At 47.5% G+C, this 20,537-nt stretch carries 22 protein-coding genes; 17 read left to right on the top strand and 5 right to left on the bottom strand.

Annotated features, from left to right (window positions below; translation table 11 throughout):
* Nucleotides 1–44: 44 nt before the first annotated feature.
* The 4 genes from BCOA_RS18285 to BCOA_RS34455 all read left to right on the top strand — a co-directional run bounded on the left by BCOA_RS18285 (nt 45) and on the right by BCOA_RS34455 (nt 3,454).
* A complete protein-coding gene (locus tag BCOA_RS18285) occupies nt 45–1,358 on the top strand; it encodes a dihydrolipoamide acetyltransferase family protein (RefSeq protein ID WP_014095612.1) in 1,314 nt (437 codons plus the stop codon).
* Between the two features lie 4 nt (nt 1,359–1,362).
* On the top strand, nt 1,363–2,775 hold the full coding sequence (lpdA, locus tag BCOA_RS18280) for a dihydrolipoyl dehydrogenase (protein ID WP_014095611.1): 1,413 nt from the start codon (nt 1,363–1,365) through the stop codon (nt 2,773–2,775).
* 186 nt (nt 2,776–2,961) lie between these two features.
* Complete coding sequence (locus BCOA_RS18275) at nt 2,962–3,204, top strand: hypothetical protein (RefSeq protein WP_014095610.1); 243 nt, start codon at nt 2,962–2,964, stop codon at nt 3,202–3,204.
* A gap of 139 nt (nt 3,205–3,343) precedes the next feature.
* Nucleotides 3,344–3,454: a GapA-binding peptide SR1P gene (locus tag BCOA_RS34455; RefSeq protein ID WP_014095609.1), complete on the top strand. Its 111-nt coding sequence runs from the start codon at nt 3,344–3,346 to the stop codon at nt 3,452–3,454.
* Nucleotides 3,455–3,582: 128 nt separating this feature from the next.
* On the opposite strand, the gene BCOA_RS18270 is transcribed toward BCOA_RS34455, so the two are convergent.
* Entirely contained in the window at nt 3,583–5,052 is a 1,470-nt protein-coding gene (locus BCOA_RS18270; protein WP_014095608.1) for an aminotransferase class I/II-fold pyridoxal phosphate-dependent enzyme, read from the bottom strand.
* A 120-nt stretch (nt 5,053–5,172) separates the two neighbouring features.
* Here BCOA_RS18270 and BCOA_RS35195 point away from each other — a divergent pair, with 120 nt between their 5' ends.
* Nucleotides 5,173–5,331 (top strand): hypothetical protein, encoded by a 159-nt coding sequence (locus BCOA_RS35195; protein WP_014095607.1) that lies wholly within the window; start codon nt 5,173–5,175, stop codon nt 5,329–5,331.
* Nucleotides 5,332–5,365: 34 nt separating this feature from the next.
* Nucleotides 5,366–5,653: a UPF0223 family protein gene (locus tag BCOA_RS18265; RefSeq protein WP_014095606.1), complete on the top strand. Its 288-nt coding sequence runs from the start codon at nt 5,366–5,368 to the stop codon at nt 5,651–5,653.
* Between the two features lie 123 nt (nt 5,654–5,776).
* On the opposite strand, the gene BCOA_RS18260 is transcribed toward BCOA_RS18265, so the two are convergent.
* Nucleotides 5,777–6,397 carry a DUF1054 domain-containing protein gene (locus BCOA_RS18260; protein ID WP_014095605.1) on the bottom strand — a complete coding sequence of 207 codons (621 nt, stop codon included), beginning with the start codon at nt 6,395–6,397 and terminating at the stop codon, nt 5,777–5,779.
* Nucleotides 6,398–6,592: 195 nt separating this feature from the next.
* Between BCOA_RS18260 and BCOA_RS18255 the strand changes: the two genes are divergently transcribed.
* Together BCOA_RS18255 and BCOA_RS18250 are read left to right on the top strand one after the other, a co-directional pair.
* Nucleotides 6,593–6,787 (top strand): hypothetical protein, encoded by a 195-nt coding sequence (locus BCOA_RS18255; protein WP_014095604.1) that lies wholly within the window; start codon nt 6,593–6,595, stop codon nt 6,785–6,787.
* Nucleotides 6,788–6,989: 202 nt separating this feature from the next.
* Nucleotides 6,990–7,784: an inositol monophosphatase family protein gene (locus tag BCOA_RS18250; protein ID WP_014095603.1), complete on the top strand. Its 795-nt coding sequence runs from the start codon at nt 6,990–6,992 to the stop codon at nt 7,782–7,784.
* A gap of 12 nt (nt 7,785–7,796) precedes the next feature.
* Here the strand turns inward: BCOA_RS18250 and BCOA_RS18245 are convergent, their stop codons facing one another.
* On the bottom strand, nt 7,797–7,982 hold the full coding sequence (locus BCOA_RS18245) for a YlaF family protein (RefSeq protein ID WP_014095602.1): 186 nt from the start codon (nt 7,980–7,982) through the stop codon (nt 7,797–7,799).
* 124 nt (nt 7,983–8,106) lie between these two features.
* On the opposite strand from BCOA_RS18245, the gene typA reads away from it, so the two are divergent.
* The 3 genes from typA (at nt 8,107) to BCOA_RS18230 (ending at nt 11,863) form a co-directional block, all read left to right on the top strand.
* On the top strand, nt 8,107–9,951 hold the full coding sequence (gene typA, locus BCOA_RS18240; RefSeq protein ID WP_014095601.1) for a translational GTPase TypA: 1,845 nt from the start codon (nt 8,107–8,109) through the stop codon (nt 9,949–9,951).
* Nucleotides 9,952–10,015: 64 nt separating this feature from the next.
* Nucleotides 10,016–10,348 (top strand): YlaH-like family protein, encoded by a 333-nt coding sequence (locus BCOA_RS18235; protein ID WP_014095600.1) that lies wholly within the window; start codon nt 10,016–10,018, stop codon nt 10,346–10,348.
* 186 nt (nt 10,349–10,534) lie between these two features.
* Nucleotides 10,535–11,863, top strand: coding sequence for a PhoH family protein (locus tag BCOA_RS18230; RefSeq protein ID WP_014095599.1), 1,329 nt, complete (start codon nt 10,535–10,537; stop codon nt 11,861–11,863).
* 66 nt (nt 11,864–11,929) lie between these two features.
* Here the strand turns inward: BCOA_RS18230 and BCOA_RS18225 are convergent, their stop codons facing one another.
* Nucleotides 11,930–12,421 carry a peptidyl-prolyl cis-trans isomerase gene (locus tag BCOA_RS18225; protein WP_014095598.1) on the bottom strand — a complete coding sequence of 164 codons (492 nt, stop codon included), beginning with the start codon at nt 12,419–12,421 and terminating at the stop codon, nt 11,930–11,932.
* A gap of 243 nt (nt 12,422–12,664) precedes the next feature.
* On the opposite strand from BCOA_RS18225, the gene BCOA_RS18220 reads away from it, so the two are divergent.
* Both BCOA_RS18220 and BCOA_RS18215 read left to right on the top strand, forming a co-directional pair.
* On the top strand, nt 12,665–12,946 hold the full coding sequence (locus BCOA_RS18220; RefSeq protein WP_013858935.1) for a YlaN family protein: 282 nt from the start codon (nt 12,665–12,667) through the stop codon (nt 12,944–12,946).
* 178 nt (nt 12,947–13,124) lie between these two features.
* On the top strand, nt 13,125–14,342 hold the full coding sequence (locus tag BCOA_RS18215) for an FtsW/RodA/SpoVE family cell cycle protein (RefSeq protein ID WP_014095597.1): 1,218 nt from the start codon (nt 13,125–13,127) through the stop codon (nt 14,340–14,342).
* Nucleotides 14,343–14,499: 157 nt separating this feature from the next.
* Here the strand turns inward: BCOA_RS18215 and BCOA_RS18210 are convergent, their stop codons facing one another.
* Nucleotides 14,500–15,447 (bottom strand): COX15/CtaA family protein, encoded by a 948-nt coding sequence (locus BCOA_RS18210; RefSeq protein WP_014095596.1) that lies wholly within the window; start codon nt 15,445–15,447, stop codon nt 14,500–14,502.
* 480 nt (nt 15,448–15,927) lie between these two features.
* Here BCOA_RS18210 and cyoE point away from each other — a divergent pair, with 480 nt between their 5' ends.
* The 4 genes from cyoE to BCOA_RS18190 all read left to right on the top strand — a co-directional run bounded on the left by cyoE (nt 15,928) and on the right by BCOA_RS18190 (nt 20,537).
* Entirely contained in the window at nt 15,928–16,842 is a 915-nt protein-coding gene (gene cyoE / locus BCOA_RS18205; protein WP_014095595.1) for a heme o synthase, read from the top strand.
* A gap of 86 nt (nt 16,843–16,928) precedes the next feature.
* Nucleotides 16,929–18,002 (top strand): cytochrome c oxidase subunit II, encoded by a 1,074-nt coding sequence (gene coxB / locus BCOA_RS18200; RefSeq protein WP_014095594.1) that lies wholly within the window; start codon nt 16,929–16,931, stop codon nt 18,000–18,002.
* Nucleotides 18,003–18,039: 37 nt separating this feature from the next.
* Nucleotides 18,040–19,911, top strand: coding sequence for a cytochrome c oxidase subunit I (gene ctaD / locus BCOA_RS18195; RefSeq protein ID WP_014095593.1), 1,872 nt, complete (start codon nt 18,040–18,042; stop codon nt 19,909–19,911).
* Complete coding sequence (locus BCOA_RS18190; protein ID WP_014095592.1) at nt 19,911–20,537, top strand: cytochrome (ubi)quinol oxidase subunit III; 627 nt, start codon at nt 19,911–19,913, stop codon at nt 20,535–20,537. Before ctaD ends, BCOA_RS18190 begins: the two co-directional genes overlap by 1 nt.

Below are 20,537 nucleotides of genomic sequence, written 5' to 3'. Positions count from 1 at the left end.
GCACCTTGATGGGGGCGCATTTTGAAAAAAGGAGCGTGAACACCTTGTCATTTGAATTCAGGCTGCCGGATATCGGCGAAGGGATCCACGAAGGCGAGATTGTAAAATGGTTTATTAAACCGGGCGATAAAGTTTCGGAAGATGATGTGCTTTGTGAAGTGCAAAATGACAAATCGGTTGTCGAAATTCCGTCCCCTGTGGAAGGGACTGTTGAAGACATTCTTGTTGAAGAAGGGAGCGTCGCAGTTGTCGGCGACGTCCTTGTAAAATTCGATGCGCCCGGATATGAAAATCTTAAATTTAAAGGGGATCATGGGCAAGATCAGAAAGAAGAGGCGGCAGAAAGTGCAAAACCGGAACCGGCCAAACCGGAACCGGCAAAACAGGAAACAGCTGAAACTGCCAAGCCTGCTGAAAAAGAAGCAGAACATGGCTCCGAATCCGCGGATCGCCGCGTGATCGCAATGCCATCCGTACGGAAATATGCCCGGGAAAAAGGCGTCGATATCCAGCTTGTGTCCGGAACCGGAAAAAACGGCCGCGTGCTCCGCGAAGATATCGATGCGTATGTGAACGGGCCGCAGCAGCCGGAAGCGGAAACCGGCAAAACCGAAGCACAGGCACCTGCTTCCCAGAATGCTATTCCTGAAGGGGAATTCCCTGAAACACGTGAACCGATGAGCGGCATCCGCAAAGTGATTGCAAAAGCGATGGTCAACTCGAAACAAACCGCGCCGCATGTTACGCTGATGGATGATGTCGATGTGACGGCACTGGTCGCGCACCGGAAAAAATTCAAAGAGATCGCGGCAGAAAAAGGCATCAAACTGACTTTCCTGCCGTATGTCGTAAAAGCGCTCGTCAGCACGCTGCGGGAATACCCGGTTTTAAATAGTTCGATTGATGATGAAACGAATGAAATCATCCATAAGCATTATTACAATATCGGGATTGCCGCTGATACGGAGCGCGGCTTGCTTGTGCCGGTCGTCAAACACGCCGACCGCAAACCGGTATTTGCGGTTTCCAAAGAAATTAATGAACTGGCTGAAAAAGCAAGAGATGGAAAGCTTGCCCCGAACGAAATGAAAGGCGCTTCCATTACGATTTCCAATATCGGTTCCGCCGGCGGGCAATGGTTTACACCGGTTATCAACCGTCCGGAAGTGGCCATTTTAGGAATCGGCCGGATTGCAGAAAAGCCGGTCGTTAAAAACGGTGAAATTGTTGCAGCGCCTGTACTGGCGTTGTCGCTCAGTTTTGACCACCGTATCATCGATGGTGCCACCGCACAAAATGCGTTAAATCATATCAAACGTTTGTTGCATGATCCAGAACTTTTATTAATGGAGGCGTAATCTGATGGTTGTAGGAGATTTTCCAATTGAAACCGACACAATTGTAATCGGCGCAGGGCCTGGCGGATATGTCGCGGCCATCCGGGCAGCCCAGCTCGGCCAAAAAGTGACGATCGTTGAAAAGCAGTTTATCGGCGGGGTTTGCTTAAATGTAGGATGCATTCCTTCAAAAGCGCTCATTTCGGCGGCGCACCGCTATGAATACGCAACGGAATCCGAGGCGCTCGGCATTGCCGTTGAAAATGCAAAAATTGATTTTGGGAAAGTGCAGGAATGGAAATCCGGCGTCGTGAAAAAACTGACCGGAGGCGTAGAAAGCCTGTTAAAAGGCAACAAAATTGACATCGTCCGCGGGGAAGCCTATTTTGTCGATGACCATACGCTTCGTGTAATGGACGAGAAATCAGCGCAAACCTATACATTTAAAAATGCGATTCTCGCAACCGGTTCGCGACCGATTGAAATCCCTTCCTTCAAATTTTCAGAACGCGTCATTGATTCAACCGGCGCGCTGAGTTTGAAGGAAATTCCGGAAAAACTCGTCATTATCGGCGGCGGCGTCATCGGAATGGAACTCGGGACAGCCTATGCAAAATTCGGGACGAAAGTAACGATTTTGGAAGGGGCAAAAGACATTATCGGCGGCGCGTTTGAAAAACAAATGACTTCCCTCGTTGTCCGCAAGCTGAAAAAACGGGGTGTCGAAATTATCACGGAAGCGATGGCAAAAGGCGTGGAAGAGAAGGAAAACGGCGTAGTTGTCACGTATGAAGCAAAAGGCCAGGAACAAAAAGTGGAAGGCGATTATGTGCTGGTTACGGTCGGGCGCCGTCCAAACACAGATGAACTCGGCCTTGAACAGTTGAATTTAAAGATGACAGACAGGGGCATTATCGAAGTGGATAAACAGTGCCGGACAAGCGTGCCGAATATTTATGCCATCGGCGATATTGTCCCGGGCCCGCAGCTTGCCCACAAAGCCTCCTATGAAGGGAAGATTGCGGCCGAAGCCATTTCCGGGCAGCCGGCCGAAGTGGATTACCTCGGCATTCCGGTCATTGTCTTTTCTGATCCGGAACTTGCAACGGTCGGCTATACAGAACAGCAGGCAAAAGAAGAGGGCATTGATTATGCAGTCGGCAAATTTCCGTACGGCGCGAACGGGCGGGCACTTGCCCTTGAAGCCGGCGAAGGTTTCGTCAAACTGATTACACGCAAAGAAGACGGGCTGTTGATCGGTGGCCAAATCGTCGGGATCAGCGCTTCCGATATTATTTCGGAAATCGGCCTCGCAATCGAGGCGGGCATGACAGCGGAAGATATCGCGCTGACGATCCATGCCCACCCGACATTAGGGGAAATTACGATGGAAGCGGCCGAAGCGGCACTCGGCACCCCAGTCCATATTTTAAAATAATGATTCAAAGGCTTCACACCGGGAAGGCTGCCCCGGCGTGAAGCCTTTTTCCGTTTAAAGGCGCCGCTATAAGGCTATAACAGTAACAACTGCATATGGGACAGATTTTTTCGTGCTGGCAGGCAAGGTTATAACAACGAAACTGCGTGCATATTTTGAATTATGATGAAAGGTGCAGGTGGGACAATGAAATGTACGGTGGCATTTTTATTCCAGATCATGATATGGAGCGGTTTTAAACTGGCAGAGTGGTTGTCCGATCACGATCCAGTTATTTTTACCGCCGCCCTGTTCATTATTTTTTTATTCATTGCCTTTGCCCTGGCAAAATCAATTGTGCATTCGCTCCGGGCTGCATCTGTGGTAACGGTGCTGAGTCTCGCTGTATACGGGCTTGTGGAAGTGTCATTTTCAAAACTGATTTTCTAAAACAACCGCAAAATGATTTCGCTTTCAATTGTATAACATAATTTAAAATATGTTATACAAAATCCTTGATTTTTTCTCCAGTATGACATATTATAATATTACAAGCGATTACAAAAAGCGCAAAGGGGAGGAAAATCGGATGGGAATCATTGTTTGCCAATCATGCGATGCCACGATTGACCACGTTGAGGAAGAAAAAGTATCCGTGCTTTACTCAACGTGTGACCAATGTAAACACGAAGAAGAATAGTCCTGAACTGTAGCACTTGATTTTTCCAATGCATGCGTCCATTTTCTCTCGGCCGGCTTGTTGCCCGGCTTTTTTTGCGTGATGGGACAAAAAAGCAGGCGGGAAGGCCCCAGCCTGCTTTTTCAAACTTATTGAATGGCATGATGTTCTTTAATGACGCGGATCGTTTGCAATGTTTCGTCTTCAGGCCCCTGTACGGGAAGGCCGGCTTCGATGTTTTTCCGGATATAAGCAATGTTTTCTTCCGTAATAATTTCCCCCGGGATAAAAATCGGAATGCCCGGCGGATAGACCATGACAAACTCGGCAATGATCCTGCCAGCAGAACCGGAAAGCGGAATGGATTCCGTCTCGGCATAAAAGGCATCACGCGGCGAGAGGGCAAGCGATGGAATTTCGGGAAGCATCACTTTCACCCCTACCTTGCCGGACAAATGCGAGAACGTGTCGGACAAGCTGTGTAAAGCCTCAACGAGCAAGTCCAGCTCCGTTTCCGTATCCCCGGGCGTCACAATGCAAAGAATATTGTACAAATCAGAGAGTTCCACTTCTATATGGTAGGTTTCACGCAGCCATTTTTCCGCATCATGGCCGGTGATCCCCAAATCTTTTACAGAGATGATCAACTTCGCCGGATCGTAATCATATGTTGCTTTCGTTTGGAGGATCTCGCTTCCGGCGCAATACAAATGATCGATTTCGTTTATCCGCTCCCGTGTTTTTTGCGCAAGGCGGGTTGTTTCCTTGATGATCGTGCTTCCCTCGGTTGCAAGCCTTTTTCGGGCGACATCGAGCGAAGCCAGTAAAATGTAGGAAGTGGACGTGGTCGTCAGCATGCTGAAAATGCTTTGGACACGTTTTTTCGATACAAGCCCTTCCTTCAGATTCAAGATCGAACTTTGCGTCAGCGAGCCGCCAAGCTTGTGGACGCTCGTTGCGGCCATATCGGCGCCGGCCTGCATGGCGGAAACTGGCAGTTCATCGTCAAAATGAATATGGACACCGTGTGCCTCGTCCACCAGTACCGGGACATGGCAGGCATGGGATATATCCACAATGCTATTCAAATCAGCGGAAATGCCGTAATAGGTCGGATTAATGACCAGAACGGCTTTCGCATCGGGATGCTGCTTGAGCGCTTTGGAAACGGACGCCGGGGTAATGCCGTGTGAGATGCCAAGCAAAGGATCCACTTCTGGGTGGATAAAAACGGGCACGGCGCCGGAAAACACAATCGCAGACATCACCGATTTATGGACATTGCGTGGCACAATAATTTTATCGCCCGGCCCGCAGACGCTCATCACCATGGCCATAATCGCGCCGCTCGTCCCTTGTACGGAAAAAAACGTGGCATCCGCACCGAATGCTTCCGCCGCAAGCTTCTGCGCCTCCTCAATCATGCCATGGGGCTGGTGAAGATCATCGAGCGGCTCGATATTAATTAAATCCAGTTTTAATACATTGTCGCCGATGAATTTGCGAAAATCAGGATCCATCCCGCGCCCGGTTTTATGGCCGGGAATATGGAATTGGACGGGATTTCGTTCAATATGCCGGAGAAGCCCGGTGTATAACGGCGTGTGATATTGTGACAATCATTCCACCTCTTTATCTCATTGCTTGCTTTTGAAGAAAAACAAGATGAATTATAGCATTCCGGACACGGTTTTTAAATAGTTTTTCTTTGCACAGGGAAAAAAAGCCGGATGCGGGCAATGGAAAAAGATAAAGCGCATAAAGCATGGAGAAATGAGGGGAAGCTAGACGGTGAATGTACAAGGCGGGGAGCCATGGGAAACCAAACGGATGGTAGCCCTTGTATTCCGGCAGATGGCGGCATCATTGGCCAGGCGGAAGCGATTCAGGTAAAATAGAACGGGTATACAGAAGAAAAGCGAGGTGGTTTGGATGGAATATCCATATCCGATTTCAGCTGACTGGTCGACACAGGAAGTCATCGACGCCGTTCAATTTTTCGAAGCGGTGGAAGAAGCATATGAAAAAGGGGTCAACCGGGATGTGCTGCTTGCCAGGTACCGCCGTTTTAAAGAAATCGTCCCCGGGAAGGCGGATGAGCGGAATATATGCAATGAATTTGAAGAGGCGAGCGGTTATTCCCCGTACCGGGCCATCAAGAAAATGAAGGAAGAGCAGGGACCGGTCATTAAAATGGATAAAAACGGATCGCGCGATTAGCGGCACGGAAAGAAAGCAGCATCACCCGCTGATGCTGCTTTTAAATTGTCTGCAAATTACGAATCGGCACAGGAGAAAAAGCGCACCGTGTTCCGGCGCGCTTTTTTCCACTCTGCATGCTGTTTAGGCCATTTTGTAGATGGGTAATACATGTACAAAGACGTCCTCGATCGTTTTGGCCAGTTCATCCGGGGACATGCCGGCTGCTTCTTCCCGCGGGATCTCAAGCCCGCAAAGCATTTCGGCTTTTTTAACAACCTGCATCCGTCTGAAAAACGTGTTTAAAGTATGGGGATTCATACGGTCAGTGCGGATGCCACCCGGTTTTGTATGATCATCCGACCAAATGTAATGGCCGGGTATATTTTCTAAAATCGGATCAATTTTCTTTTCGAGTTTTTTTCCGATGGACGCTTTTTGCGGGCACTCATTCATGACGGCCGTGACAATGAAGAGCCGGTCTTCCCACAGCCCGATTTGAAAATGAGGAAGCATTTTGTAGCCGCGCTTGCCAGGGGAAAAGGCCACCCACGTATCTTTCGGCGGATTGACGGTACGGCGGGCGTGTTTGGCAACATGATAAAATATTTCTTCACCGGTCAAAACCGACAAAACCGGCGAAAAATACTCCCCCAATACTTCAAGTTTCGGACGGACGGTTGATTTCAGCTGTTCCATCCGCTGATCGAGGCCTTCGATCCGGAAAACGTCAAAATCCTGTCCAGTAAAAGCAGTGATGCCCATTTGTTCACCTCCGTTCTGTATGAACCATGGGGATATTCATATTTTATCATCCATCAGGGAGGTTTAACAAATAAAAGCCGGTGGGTAAAAATAGGTATACACACAATTTTGTTACATCAATCGAGATTACACATAATATATATAAAGATAATATCAGAAAATTCATATCATTACCCCAGGAGGATGTGAAGAAAAATGAAACAAGTAATCTCTTCGGTGAAAAGAAAACCTTATGAAAGAAAACGGATTGCAGTATTGCGCATGGAACTGGATTACGAACTGGCTACGTTATATGAAGCGATGGAAATGAAAGATGAAGAGCAAAAAGGAAAGTCGATTAAGCGTCTGGAAAAAATCCGTGAAGAACTGCTGAAAATGAAAGCCATGTAATGGAACGAAAAGGCAGGATGTCGTTGAAAGCGGACTCCCTGTATTGGATACAGATGGGGTTCGTTTTTGTGCAGGAGAGGTTCATCTTTACTGACAAAACCGCTATGGGAAAACGATTTCGGACGCATTCTCAAAACTTGATAATTGTCTTTATTTCCTTTACGCTTAAGGGAAATGATTTGCATAGATGGAGGGCCCGACTATGGACAGATGGGAAGAAATCAATACATATGCCGTCCGGTGGATCAGGGAAGCGGGCGAGCGGATTCTTGCTTCGCAAAAACCGCTGCAAATTGAAACAAAATCGGACCGCAATGATCTGGTTACCAATATTGACAAGGAAACAGAACAATTTTTAATCGGCAAAATCCGGACAACCTTTCCGGATCACCACATTTTGGGTGAAGAAGGCTTCGGTGAGGATATTCGTGATACAGAAGGCATCCTCTGGATTGTGGATCCGATTGACGGGACGGTCAATTTTGTCCACCAAAAAGTCAATTTCATGATTTCCATTGGGGTCTACGAGAACGGAGAAGGCAAACTGGGCTATATTTATGATGTCGTCCGGAAAGAATTGTATTTTGCAGAAAAGGGCAAGGGGGCTTATTTTAACGGGGAACGGATTCCGTTACTTGCGCAAAACAGGCTGGAAGATACGATCCTTGCGCTGAATCCGTATTGCATGGTGGAAAACAGGGGTATCGACCCGGCCCGTCTGGCAGCGCTTGTCAGGGATGTGCGCGGCACAAGGAGTTACGGGTCGGCAGCGCTTGAGCTTGCTTATGTGGCAATGGGAAGGCTTGATGCTTATATTACGATGCGCCTGTCGCCGTGGGATTTTGCCGCCGGGAAAGTGATCGTGGAAGAAGTGGGCGGCGTTGTGACGGATGTTTTCGGGCGCCCGCTCGATATGCTCGGGAACAGTTCCGTGTTTGCCGGCAAGCCCGGGCTGCATGAGGAAATTTTAAAGCGGTATCTAAAAGGGCAGGAATAAGAAAAGAGGGGCTCACAGTTTCCCCTCTTCACGCATTTTTTTCTTTGTTTTAAAGCCGAATCCCATAATGACAATGAGAAGCGCGGTGCAACCGAGAATGCCGGCAACGCTTTGGGCGCCGATCGCAACGCCGATGCCGCACATGGAAAGGAATGCAGCCAGTGAAAAGAACACAAATACCCATTTGATTTCCCGCATATGATGAACCTCCCTCTCCCCTTATTTTAGCGAAAATGTTTTAATAAAGCCAGCATTGTGTTATAATATTTTAGTTAAAGGTACAGACTAACATAGATTTGCGTTTAGGCAGGAGGAAATGTTTTTGAAAAGAAGAGAAGATTTACGCAACATTGCCATTATCGCGCACGTAGACCATGGGAAGACGACACTTGTGGACCAGCTGCTGAAGCAGTCCGGTACTTTCCGTGCCAATGAGCATGTTGAAGAACGTGCAATGGATTCCAATGATCTGGAACGGGAAAGAGGCATTACGATCCTTGCCAAAAATACGGCAGTTCATTATAAAGATAAGAAAATCAATATTTTGGATACTCCGGGACATGCTGACTTTGGCGGCGAAGTCGAACGGATTATGAAAATGGTGGACGGGGTCTTGCTTGTGGTGGATGCCTATGAAGGCTGCATGCCGCAGACGCGTTTCGTGCTGAAAAAAGCACTGGAACAAAACTTGACGCCGATTGTGGTCGTAAACAAAATTGACCGCGATTTTGCACGCCCTGAAGAAGTGGTTGATGAAGTGCTTGAATTATTTATTGAGCTGGATGCTAATGATGAACAGCTGGAATTTCCGGTTGTGTATGCTTCCGCCATTAACGGGACGGCAAGCCTCGATCCGGATCCGGCCAAACAGGAAGAAAATATGAAAGTGCTGTTTGATACGATTATCGAACATATTCCGGCACCTATCGACAACCGCGAAGAACCGCTCCAGTTCCAGGTTGCCCTGCTTGATTACAACGATTATGTCGGGCGGATCGGCATCGGCCGCATTTTCCGCGGAAAAATGCATGTCGGCCAGCAGGTGGCATTGATGAAGCTGGACGGCAGCGTCAAGCAGTTCCGTGTCACCAAAATGTTCGGTTTCTTCGGGCTGAAGCGGGAAGAAATTGAGGAAGCATATGCCGGGGATTTAATTGCGGTATCCGGAATGGAAGACATCAATGTCGGGGAAACGGTCTGCCCGGTTGAACACCAGGAAGCACTGACGCCGCTCCGCATTGATGAGCCGACTTTGCAAATGACTTTCCTTGTCAACAACAGCCCGTTTGCCGGCCGTGAAGGAAAATTTGTGACGGCGCGGAAAATTGAAGAACGGCTCCGTTCGCAGCTGCAGACGGATGTCAGCTTGCGTGTTGAAAACACTGACTCTCCGGATGCATGGGTTGTATCTGGACGGGGGGAACTGCATTTATCCATTTTAATTGAAAATATGCGCCGTGAAGGGTTTGAACTGCAGGTTTCAAAACCGAAAGTGATCATTAAAGAAATCGACGGCGTCAAATGCGAACCGGTGGAACGTGTCCAAATCGATACACCGGAAGAACACACCGGTGCGATTATTGAGTCGCTCGGTTCCCGGAAAGGCGAAATGCTCGATATGATCAATAACGGAAATGGACAAGTCCGCCTGATTTTCAATGTCCCGGCCCGCGGATTGATCGGCTATACGACCGAATTTATGACGCTCACGAGGGGTTACGGCATTTTAAACCATACGTTTGATTCCTACCAGCCAATGCAGTCTGGTCGTGTCGGCGGCCGCAGAAACGGCGTTCTCGTCTCCATGGAAACGGGCAAAGCCACGACATACGGCATGATGCAGGTGGAAGACCGTGGCACGCTGTTTGTCGAGCCAGGCACGGACATTTATGAAGGCATGATCGTCGGGGAAAACTCCCGTGAAAATGATATTGCTGTCAATATTACGAAAGCAAAACACGCGACAAACGTCCGCTCGGCAACAAAAGACCAGACGGCGGTCATCAAAAAGCCGCGCATAATGTCGTTAGAACAGGCGCTCGAATACCTGAACGACGACGAATATTGCGAAGTGACGCCAGAATCAATCCGGCTGCGCAAAAAAATCCTGAATAAGAGCGAGCGCGAAAAAGCGCAGAAACGGGCAAAAGCAGCAGAGAATGCATAAGCAAAGAATAGGGCCGGCATGACCCTGTTCTTTCATATATTCAAAGGGGAAAAGGGGAGATAGGATGACAAGCGAGGCGGTTCACCACCAATTGTCATTTTTTGCGGCGTTGTACAAAGTGGATGAAAACCCGGAACCGGGGATGTGGGCCTTGTATCTGACCATCGTCGTTCTTTCGGTCATTGTCTACCGGCTCGGATTTGCGAGAAAGTTGCCAGTTCTGAAATCTGCTGTTATTTATGTACTGCTCCTTTTGGGATGCACGCTGCTCACGTTTTTTGCCATCTTTTTGCCCGTGGGGGAGTCGCTCTGTTTAGCGGCTGTTGTGCTCGGCGTTTACAAAATCCGCCTGTATCAGCATAAAAAAACTGAAAAAAAGGAACGTTTTCCAATGTAGCACGCTTCCGGTTCCGGAAGCTTTTTTTTGTGCCGCAAAAGAACTGGACGCGCGCAATGATTCTAACCGGACTTGCCCGTACATATACTTTAGCAGTGCCTGGTCCTTTGTCCAATCCCAGCGATGAACAGGTCACACCGCGCTCACATAAACTAACATAATCCATATGAAGCAGGGGGCATCGATTTGAAGAAAATATACGTCTTGGATACCAATGTATTGCTCCAGGATCCATATGCCATCTTTTCTTTTGAAGATAATGAAATTGTCATACCGGCTGTTGTACTGGAAGAAGTGGATTCTAAAAAACGAAATATGGACGAAATCGGCAGAAATGCGCGCCAGGTATCCAAATTAATGGACGGTTTCCGGCAAGCCGGAAAACTGCATGAGAAAATCCCGCTTGAAAACGGGGGTGTGCTCAGAATTGAGCTGAATCACCGCTCCTTTCACCAGCTGCAGGATATTTTCGTGGAAAAAACAAATGACAACCGGATCCTCGCGGTTGCGAAAAATTTATCGCTGGAAGAAGAGAGAAAAGAAAATGGCCGCCCGGTGATTCTTGTCAGCAAAGATGCGCTCGTCCGGGTAAAAGCGGACGCGCTCGGCCTGTTGGCGGAAGATTTTTTAAACGACCGTGTCGTAAGCCTCGATCATCTTTATACCGGGCAAATGGAAATGTATATCAGCCCCGATTTATTGAAACGGTTTTATGAAAAGCAGGAACTGTCGCTGAGCGAAATTGCCAACCACCCGTTCTACCCGAACCAATTTCTGATTTTGAAAGATGCGCTCGGCAGCTCGGCTTCCGCAATTGCCATTGTGGATCAGGCTGGAAAAACGGCGAAAAAGCTCTTTCATGTGCAGGATGCTGTCTGGGGAATTAAGCCGAGAAACGCCCAGCAGTGGATGGCAATGGAACTTTTGCTGCGCCCCGATATTCCGCTCGTCACCCTGACCGGAAAAGCAGGAACGGGTAAAACATTGCTTGCCCTTGCTGCAGGCCTGATGCAGACGGAAGATTTGCATGATTATAAAAAGCTTTTGGTCGCTCGTCCGATTGTTCCGTTTGGCAAAGATATCGGCTATTTGCCGGGAGAAAAAGAGGAAAAGCTGCGGCCGTGGATGCAGCCCATCTACGATAATCTTGAGTTTTTGTTTAATACGAAAAAAGCGGGAGAAATTGATGGCATATTGTCCGGCATGAGTTCGATTGAAGTGGAGGCGCTGACGTATATCCGCGGGCGCAGTATCCCGGAGCAATATATCATTATTGATGAGGCGCAAAATTTATCCAAGCATGAAGTGAAGACGATTTTAACAAGGGTAGGGGAACAGAGTAAGATCGTGTTAATGGGGGATCCGGAACAAATTGACCATCCGTATTTGGATGCTTACAATAACGGGCTAACGTACGTCGTTGAGAAATTTAAAGATGTGCCGCTTGCCGGGCATGTGCAGCTGCTTAAGGGCGAGCGCTCAAAACTCGCGCAAATCGCGGCAGACCTTTTGTAAGACCACCATATGAAAAAACCGGGTGCAGCTGTCTTAAAACGTTTATGCTGCCCCCGGCATCCGGGATTATTCAATGCGCATACCGGTTACATATTTGACCGGGTTTTCCCGGTTTGAACCGTCATCCAATAAAATATGAAGCGGGCCGTCTTCTTTCAGCGCTCTTCCTTTAATAGAAAAGGCAGCAATTAAATGGCCAGCCATTTCAAGCGGATAAGCGACAGGCCCGTTCTTTGTTTCAAACACGATTTTTTCCGCATCTTCCAGCGGCTCCGCATTTTGAATGAACAGGCCGACTGGGATTCCAAATGTCCCAGTTTTTAAATGCTGCCGTTTAAACTTTGGCTTTGTCCTTACAGCAGCCTGCGGATCGGCCCCTTCTGCCATGGCTTTGTCAAAATATTTGCCGGTTTTCTTTAAGTAGGCTTCTTCCTGGCTGGTTTCCTGCTTTTCTTCGTCGAAATATGTATCAAGATCGACTTTCCGGTCATCAAATATCCAAGTGCCGATATCTAGCGTAATCGGAAACTTCACTTTTCCCTTTATTTGCATAATCATCATTGTGGCCCCTTTCTGTCCGTCTATACAGCATTATACCTTTCACGGCTGCCCGTGTCACTTGAAAGCGTATAAAAACCGTTCGGAAAGCGTTCGCGGTCGGGGAATTGCGGAATTTCAAATTCTGTCTCCCCCGGGTTGTTTACGGGATTCCGGGCGTTTATTGATTTCGTATAACTTGCAAAATCACGGTTTTAAAGGTACAATTTTTAATTAGATTGATATGTGAACGGGGGGATCAATTTGGCGTCTGAAACAAAGGTGAACCACCGGGAGAAAGCATACAGCCTGCTCAAGGCGGACGCAGAAAAGATATTAAAATTAATTCAGGTTCAAATGGATAACTTAACGATGCCCCAATGCCCTTTATATGAGGAAGTATTGGATACACAAATGTTTGGTTTATCCCGTGAAATAGATTTTGCGGTCCGGCTCGGCTTAGTGGATGCCGGTGATGGAAAGCGGCTTCTTGATTCGCTTGAACAGGAACTGTCCCTTTTGCATGATGCATATATAAAAAAATAATGTTGAAAACTCAAACGATGTTCCGGTTGTTTGAGTTTTTTATTTTTTGAATAAGGGTCAGGCAATGGCGGCCGGCGAAAAAGATGTTATAATTTAAAAATAACGGCAGGAGTTTTTTTAAAACGGTAGAATATTTTTTATCATGAATGTTGCAGTTTTTACGGATTGGAAGGTTCCTATGCTGAAAAAAATCTTAAAATCATTCGACTACTCGGTCATCGTTGTCTACCTGCTTCTTTGCTTATTCGGTTTGGTAATGATTTACAGTTCCAGCATGGTGATTGCAGTGCAGCGTTACGGGCTGGACAGCGCCTATTTTTACAACAAGCAGAAAATCAATTTGGCCCTTGCGCTCCTTGCGTTTACCGTTACGGCTTTTCTCCCGTATAAACTATACGCGAGCAAAAAATTCCTTGCAGTGCTGATGTGCGGGTCGATGTTCGGGCTTTTGGCACTGTTTATTTTCGGCCATACGTCGAATAACGCGCAAAGCTGGTTCCGGCTCGGTTCCAGTTCCGTGCAGCCGTCGGAATTTGTGAAAGTTGCGATTATTATTTATCTGTCCGCCGTTTATGCCAAGAAACAGGCATACATTGACATCTTTAACAAAGGGGTTGTCCCGCCGCTTATCTTTCTTATCGTTGTTTGTTTCCTGGTTGCGATCCAGCCGGATATCGGGACGGCGACCATCATTTTTGGGATTGGCTGCACGATCATCGTTGCATCCGGCATGCGCCTGAAAACCATGCTGAAGCTGGCAGGGCTCGGGCTTCTATTTGCCGTTCTGTTGTCGCCGTTTCTTTTTCTGGAAAAGGACAAAATCTTTACGCCGGTTAAGATCGCACGGTTTACAGGCTATTTGAATCCTTTTCAGAACGAAGGCGGGGAAGGTCTTCAGCTCGTAAACTCCTATATTGCGATCGGGTCAGGCGGGCTGAAAGGGCAGGGGCTCGGGGAAAGCATTCAAAAGCTCGGTTATCTTCCAGAGCCCCACACCGACTTTATTATGGCCATTATTGCTGAAGAACTCGGGGCTTTTGGCGTCCTGTTTGTGATCGGCGGGCTTTGCTACATTGTGCTGCGCGGCATATATATCGGCATCCATTCAAAAGACCAGTTCGGGAGCCTGCTTGCGATCGGAATTTCCGGCATGATTGCCATCCAGACATTTATCAATCTGGGCGGCGTCTGCGGCCTGATTCCAATTACGGGGGTGACACTACCGTTTATCAGCTACGGCGGTTCATCGCTTCTGATTTTGTCCCTTTCCCTCGGCATTCTGGTCAATGTGGGCATGTTTACAAAGTATGAGGAAAAGTATAAACACAAACAGGAAAAGCCGCAGGAAGCGGGCGGAGCAAACCGGAGGCCGTATCAGGTCTACTCAAGGCCGTAACGTTTAAAAACGGGTGCTCGGCAGAGTGAAAGCAGAGGATAAAATAAAAAGGCGCAAGGTTTTATGCCTTGCGCCTTTTCCGCCTATCTTACGTAAGCCCTTTGCTGCCTTATTTTGCACCAAGCCGCAACATGCGGTACCATTGGTTTTTCCAAACTCAGCGAACCCGGGCTTTTTTTAGCGGGAGGCTGTCTTTGCTTTTGGCAAACTGTTTCACTCGCCCGACAACGAGGTTCAAATAACACAACAGGCCGAACAGGCAGGAAATGAAAAATGCGTGCAGGAGGGTGAAAGTAAGATTCATCCTCGAAAAAACAACCATGGCGCCTGAAATAGCCTGCAGGCAGACAAGCACGAACGCAATGATCCATCCCCAGTAAATAACGCGCTGGTTTTGATAATGTCTTACGGCTCTAAAGGTGATATAAGCAATCCAGACAAAGATAAGGAGTGCCGCCGTTCGGTGCCCCATCTGCACCCATTCGAACCGGTTTGCGGGCAAGGAAGGGTCACCGTTCACACAAAGCGGGAAATCCCGGCAAACAAGGCTTGCATTCATATGGCGGACAAGCGCGCCCGTATAAACGACGATAAAGCTGTAAACGGTCACGCCGATCGTATGCCATTTCATGCTTTTTTCAAGGACAAGCCTGCCTGCGTCAAATTTCTGGTCCCATTCAAAAACCATCAGCGTTAGCATCAGCACGGACGCAAACGAAATGAGCGAAACGCCGAAATGAAGTGCCATCACAAGATCGGATGAACCCCAGACGACTGCCGCCATACCGAGCAATGCCTGCAGAAGCAGAAAAATGACGGAAATAATGGATAAAAATTTCGTTTCTCTTTTATGGCCGATTGCAAACCATGACCAAATGGCAAGCGCAAAGACAAGAAACGATGCGATGCCCGTGCAAAACCTGTGCAGCCACTCAATCAGCGACTCGACAGTGAGCGGATCAGGAAAAATTTTGCCGTTACAAAGCGGCCATTGGCGGCCGCAGCCAAGGCTTGAACCGGTATTGGTGACAAGTGCCCCGCCGATTAAAACCACCATCATCGATAAAGTTGTCACTACTCCGAGCCATTTTAAAGTTGTGCGCAATTGTTCCACCTTCTTTAATCTCATTTGTAAACATGTATCACAAGCCACGAATGCAACATACAGTCCCACATCATTGCAACCGTTCATATAGTAGAAAATCCGTTCGGCAAGGTGCTTCCAACTATCATCTTATCGTAAAACAGTCTGAAGGAAAAATATTTATTTCCCATGACACAAATTTGCCATAAAAATGTGTCGAAAATATCACACCTTCGCGGTAATTTATGATTAAATATAATATAGGCAGGTATATTTCGGAATTCCGCATATTTACATGTTGGGAAACTTATAAATGATCTTAGTATGACGATATCGTTACATACAGTTTTGATTAATAGCCAAAAAGGAAAAGATGGATTATAGTTGTAGTATACCGTTTTCCTTATTGGCAGTGTAAAAACATTTACAAAAGGAATCCGCCGACAACGTGTCAGGCCATTTTTTTTGAACGGTTTTGAAAAATTGGAAGGAGGGACTATCGTGGCAGATAGTCGGACGATGGATACAACAACAAGGGTAAAAGCTGCAGACGCTTCTGCGTTGAAAGATTTCTTATCCTTGATTAAAATTGGAATTGTAAACTCAAATTTAATTACAGCATTTACCGGAATGTGGCTTGCTTTGGAATTGACAAACAGGCATTTTTTGCAGTCACTGGACATTATGGTTCTTGCGATGGCGGGAACTGCACTGATTGTCGCCGGGTCGTGCAGCCTGAACAACTGGTATGACCGGGATATTGATGTCATTATGAAAAGCAAAAACTTCAGGCCAACGGTTACAGGCAGATTTTCAAACGCGAAAGTGCTTACAATTGGCCTGGGATTTGTGGCACTCGGCACACTGCTATTGTTTATGACCACTCCAATGGCGGGGTTGATCGGGCTGTTTGGCGTATTCAGCTATGTCGTGCTGTATACAATGTGGTCAAAACGAACCCTTGTCAGCAATACCGTGATCGGCAGTTTTGCCGGCGCTGTTCCCCCGCTGATCGGCTGGGCGGCTGTTGACCCGCATCTCGGGATTGTGCCATGGATGCTGTTTTTGCTTATGTTTATCTGGCAACCACCGCATTTTTATGCGATTGCGATGAAAAAATGCGAAGAATACAAGGCAGCGGGCATTCCGATGCTTCCGGCTGTCAAAGGATTTCAAATCACGAAATGGCATATGCTCATATGGGTGGCATTGCTTATTCCGGTGCCGTTTTTCCTGAAACCGCTCGGCATTGGTTTTATCATCCTTGCGACATTGTTTAATCTGGGCTGGCTGGCATTAAGCCTGTCCGGTTTTAAAATGAAGAATGATTTAAAATGGGCGAAATGGATGTTCATTTATTCGCTGAACTATTTAACGATCTTGTTTGTAGCAATGGTAATCGCTACGCTTTTCTAAAGGGAGTTCTTTCTTGCAAAAGAAATCCAATAGATTGCATCCTTGTTCTGACAGAAAGATACAGGAAAGAGGGGATTGGTAGAGCGATGAAACAGCGGCTGCAAAAGGGGAGTTTGCTTTTTATTGTCACTTTGTTTATGGCCGCGCTTTCGGGCTGTGGCAAGCCATATTTGTCGGCGCTTGATCCTGCCGGCGAAGTGGCCCGGAAGCAGTATGATTTGATGATGTGGAGCGTTTGGATTATGGTGTTCGTCATGGTTGTCGTATTCGCCGTTTTCCTTACCGTTCTCATACGGTTCAGGCGGAAAAAAGGGGACGAATCCATTCCAAAACAGGTGCCGGGGAATCATAAGCTTGAAATCTTATGGACCATTATTCCGATTGTTTTATTGATTTTAATTGCCATTCCGACCATCAGTCAGGTCTTCAGCCTCGGAGATACGAAAGCGATGGATAAGAAAAAGGATGCCAAGCAGGGAGCGCTTATCGTTAAAGTTCGCGCCAGCCTTTATTGGTGGGAATTTGAATACCCGGGTTACGGTGTGGTGACAAGCCAGGAACTCGTTGTCCCAACAAACCAGAAAGTCTACTTCCAAGTTAAAGCCTCAGATGTGAAACACTCATTTTGGATACCGTCCGTTGGCGGGAAAATGGATGCCAACACAGATAATATCAACAAATTCTGGCTTGAAATTGATGATCAGAAGGCAGAGGATGCCGGAAATGTGTTTTATGGAAAATGCGCCGAATTATGCGGCCCTTCCCATGCCTTAATGGACTTCCGCGTGAAAGCGGTGCCACAGGATGAGTTTAAGGCGTGGATCAGCAATATGAAAAATGCAAAAGAAACAAAACCGGCGTCCGCTCTCGCACAGGAAGGGCAGGATGTATTCAAAAAAAGCTGCATCAGCTGCCACGCGGTTACGCCGAATGACACACGCCCGGAACAGGCACGGACAGCTCCTAATCTGGCAACCTTTGGCGAAAGGGAAAAGGTCGCCGGCATTTTGGATCATGATGAGGCCAATCTCAAAAACTGGTTAAAAGACCCGGAGAAATATAAGCCGGGGACAAAAATGCCCGCCTTCGGGGATAAGCTTTCCGACCGGCAAATCGATGCACTTGCGGCTTATTTGATGCAATTGAAAGCTGGTGAATAAAACAAAGGGGATATTCGAAAGCAAAGGGGAGGTTAAAGTGAGCGTAGGAACAAAAAAGGCAGGTTTTGGCGCCACTGTCTATGAATATCTCACAACAGTGGATCATAAAAAAATCGGCATTTTGTATTTGATTACAGGGGGATTGTTTTTTGTCATCGGCGGGATTGAAGCGCTGATGATCCGCATACAGCTGGCGGTGCCGAACAATCATTTTGTCGGCGCGGATACGTACAATCAAGTCATGACAATGCACGGCACGACCATGATCTTTCTTGCGGCCATGCCGCTCTTGTTTGGTTTTATGAATGCGATTGTCCCGCTTCAGATCGGTGCCCGTGATGTGGCTTTTCCGTTTTTAAATGCATTGGGGTTCTGGTTGTTTTTCTTTGGCGGTATTTTCTTGAATTTATCCTGGTTTCTTGGGGGCGCGCCCGATGCGGGGTGGACTTCCTATGCTTCACTGTCCCTCGCATCTGGCGGACACGGGATTGATTTTTATTCACTCGGGTTGCAAGTTTCAGGTTTCGGTACGCTCATTGCTGGGGTGAATTTCCTTGTGACGATTATGAACATGCGGGCGCCGGGAATGACGTACATGCGCATGCCGATGTTCACATGGACGACTTTCGTTGTGTCCGCCCTTATTCTGTTTGCGTTTCCACCACTTACAGCCGGTTTGTTCTTGCTAACATTTGATCGGATGTTCGGTGCGAAATTTTTTGACGTGGCCTTCGGAGGAAATACCATCATTTGGGAACATCTTTTCTGGATTTTCGGGCATCCGGAAGTCTACATTTTAATTTTGCCGGCATTTGGCATTTTCTCTGAAATTTTTGCACATTTTTCTAAAAAGCGATTATTCGGATACTCTTCCATGGTATTCGCCGTTATTTTAATTGGGTTTTTAGGCTTTATGGTGTGGGCCCACCATATGTTTACAACCGGCCTGGGCAATGTAGCCAACGCCATTTTTGCCGTGTCTACAATGACCATTGCGGTGCCGACGGGCATTAAAATTTTCAACTGGCTGCTTACGATGTGGGGCGGGAGCATCCGGTTTACAACGCCGATGCTTTATGCGGCTGCTTTCATCCCGTCCTTTACATTGGGCGGTGTTACCGGGGTGATGCTCGCGGCTGCACCTGCTGACTACCAATATCATGACAGCTATTTTGTTGTAGCCCACTTCCACTATGTTATTGTCGGCGGTGTTGTTTTCGGGTTGCTTGCGGCACTGCATTATTACTGGCCGAAAATGTTCGGCACGATGCTGAATGAGACAATGGGGAAAATCACATTCTGGCTATTTTTCATCGGTTTCCATTTAACCTTTATGATCCAGCACTGGCTCGGATTGCTCGGGATGCCGAGAAGGCAGTGGACATATCTTCCGGATCAAGGCTGGGATACGGATAACCTCGTCAGTTCATCCGGCGCGGTGTTGATGGCGGTAGGTGTGCTTATCCTCGTGGCCAATATTGTTGTAACGGCCGTCCAGAACCGGAAAGTCGGAAACGATCCGTGGGAGTTTGGCAGGACGCTCGAATGGTCGATTTCCTCTCCGCCGCCGGAATACAACTTTGCTCAAACACCGCTTGTCAGGGGAATTGACACGTGGTGGCTCGAAAAAATGGAAGGGAAAAAACAGGTGACACCAGCAGAGCCGATCAAAGACATCCATATGCCGAACTCGTCCATCTTGCCGTTTTTTATGGCATTCGGCTTATTTATTGCCGCTTTTGGTGCACTTTACCATCCAAACCATACCAAAGCTGGCATTGCGATCCTTGTCATCGGCTTAGCGATTACCTTTGCATCGATGCTGATCCGGTCGGTAAAAGATGATACGGGGTACCATATTAAGAAGGAAGCCTTAATGGAACGCGAAGAAAGGGGGGCCGGGGCGTAATGGAAATAGAACAAAATTTTACGGCGAAAACATGGCCAGAGTCCCCGGAGCGGGCGACGCTTGAAGGCAGGAATAAATTTCTCGGTTTTTGGCTGTTTTTAGGCGGCGAGACGGTCCTTTTTGCTTCTTTGTTTGCAACCTACCTGGCGCTGAAAGACAAGGGCCCGGCATCAATGGTGCATGCAAAAGACTTATTTGAACTGCCGCTGACCTTTTTGGCCACGGTTTTTCTGTTAACGAGTTCCATTACAAGTGTGTATGCCATTTATCATATGAAAAATTTTGCTTTTAAAAAAATGCAGGCCTGGTTTTTGATTACCGTTTTGCTTGGCGCTTGTTTTCTTGGGCTTGAAGTCTATGAATTCCATCATTATGTGACGGAATACCATCATACATTTACAAGCAGCGCATTCGGTTCCGCGTTTTATACGCTTGTCGGGTTCCACGGGGGCCACGTGGCGTTCGGGCTGTTATGGATTACCACACTGATGGTACGGAACGCAAAACGGGGATTGAATTTGTACAATGCGCCGAAATTTTATGTAGCAAGCCTGTATTGGCACTTTATTGATGTCGTCTGGGTGTTTATCTTTACGGTTGTATATTTGATGGGGATGGTGGGATAA

This window comes from Heyndrickxia coagulans 36D1 (assembly GCF_000169195.2).
In the GTDB taxonomy this organism is placed as follows: Bacteria; Bacillota; Bacilli; order Bacillales; family Bacillaceae_C; genus Weizmannia; species Weizmannia faecalis.
This window is presented reverse-complemented; position numbering and strand designations above follow the sequence as displayed.

Bases quoted from the DNA above. Each gene is read 5' to 3' on its own strand.
- lpdA (WP_014095611.1), top strand. From the start codon at position 1,363: ATGGTTGTAGGAGATTTTCCAATTGAAACCGACACAATTGTAATCGGC.
- BCOA_RS18275 (WP_014095610.1), top strand. From the start codon at position 2,962: ATGAAATGTACGGTGGCATTTTTATTCCAGATCATGATATGGAGCGGT.
- BCOA_RS34455 (WP_014095609.1), top strand. From the start codon at position 3,344: ATGGGAATCATTGTTTGCCAATCATGCGATGCCACGATTGACCACGTT.
- BCOA_RS35195 (WP_014095607.1), top strand. From the start codon at position 5,173: ATGGAAAAAGATAAAGCGCATAAAGCATGGAGAAATGAGGGGAAGCTA.
- BCOA_RS18265 (WP_014095606.1), top strand. From the start codon at position 5,366: ATGGAATATCCATATCCGATTTCAGCTGACTGGTCGACACAGGAAGTC.
- BCOA_RS18260 (WP_014095605.1), bottom strand. From the start codon at position 6,397: ATGGGCATCACTGCTTTTACTGGACAGGATTTTGACGTTTTCCGGATC.
- BCOA_RS18255 (WP_014095604.1), top strand. From the start codon at position 6,593: ATGAAACAAGTAATCTCTTCGGTGAAAAGAAAACCTTATGAAAGAAAA.
- BCOA_RS18250 (WP_014095603.1), top strand. From the start codon at position 6,990: ATGGACAGATGGGAAGAAATCAATACATATGCCGTCCGGTGGATCAGG.
- BCOA_RS18245 (WP_014095602.1), bottom strand. From the start codon at position 7,982: ATGCGGGAAATCAAATGGGTATTTGTGTTCTTTTCACTGGCTGCATTC.
- BCOA_RS18235 (WP_014095600.1), top strand. From the start codon at position 10,016: ATGACAAGCGAGGCGGTTCACCACCAATTGTCATTTTTTGCGGCGTTG.
- BCOA_RS18225 (WP_014095598.1), bottom strand. From the start codon at position 12,421: ATGATTATGCAAATAAAGGGAAAAGTGAAGTTTCCGATTACGCTAGAT.
- BCOA_RS18215 (WP_014095597.1), top strand. From the start codon at position 13,125: ATGCTGAAAAAAATCTTAAAATCATTCGACTACTCGGTCATCGTTGTC.
- coxB (WP_014095594.1), top strand. From the start codon at position 16,929: ATGAAACAGCGGCTGCAAAAGGGGAGTTTGCTTTTTATTGTCACTTTG.
- BCOA_RS18190 (WP_014095592.1), top strand. From the start codon at position 19,911: ATGGAAATAGAACAAAATTTTACGGCGAAAACATGGCCAGAGTCCCCG.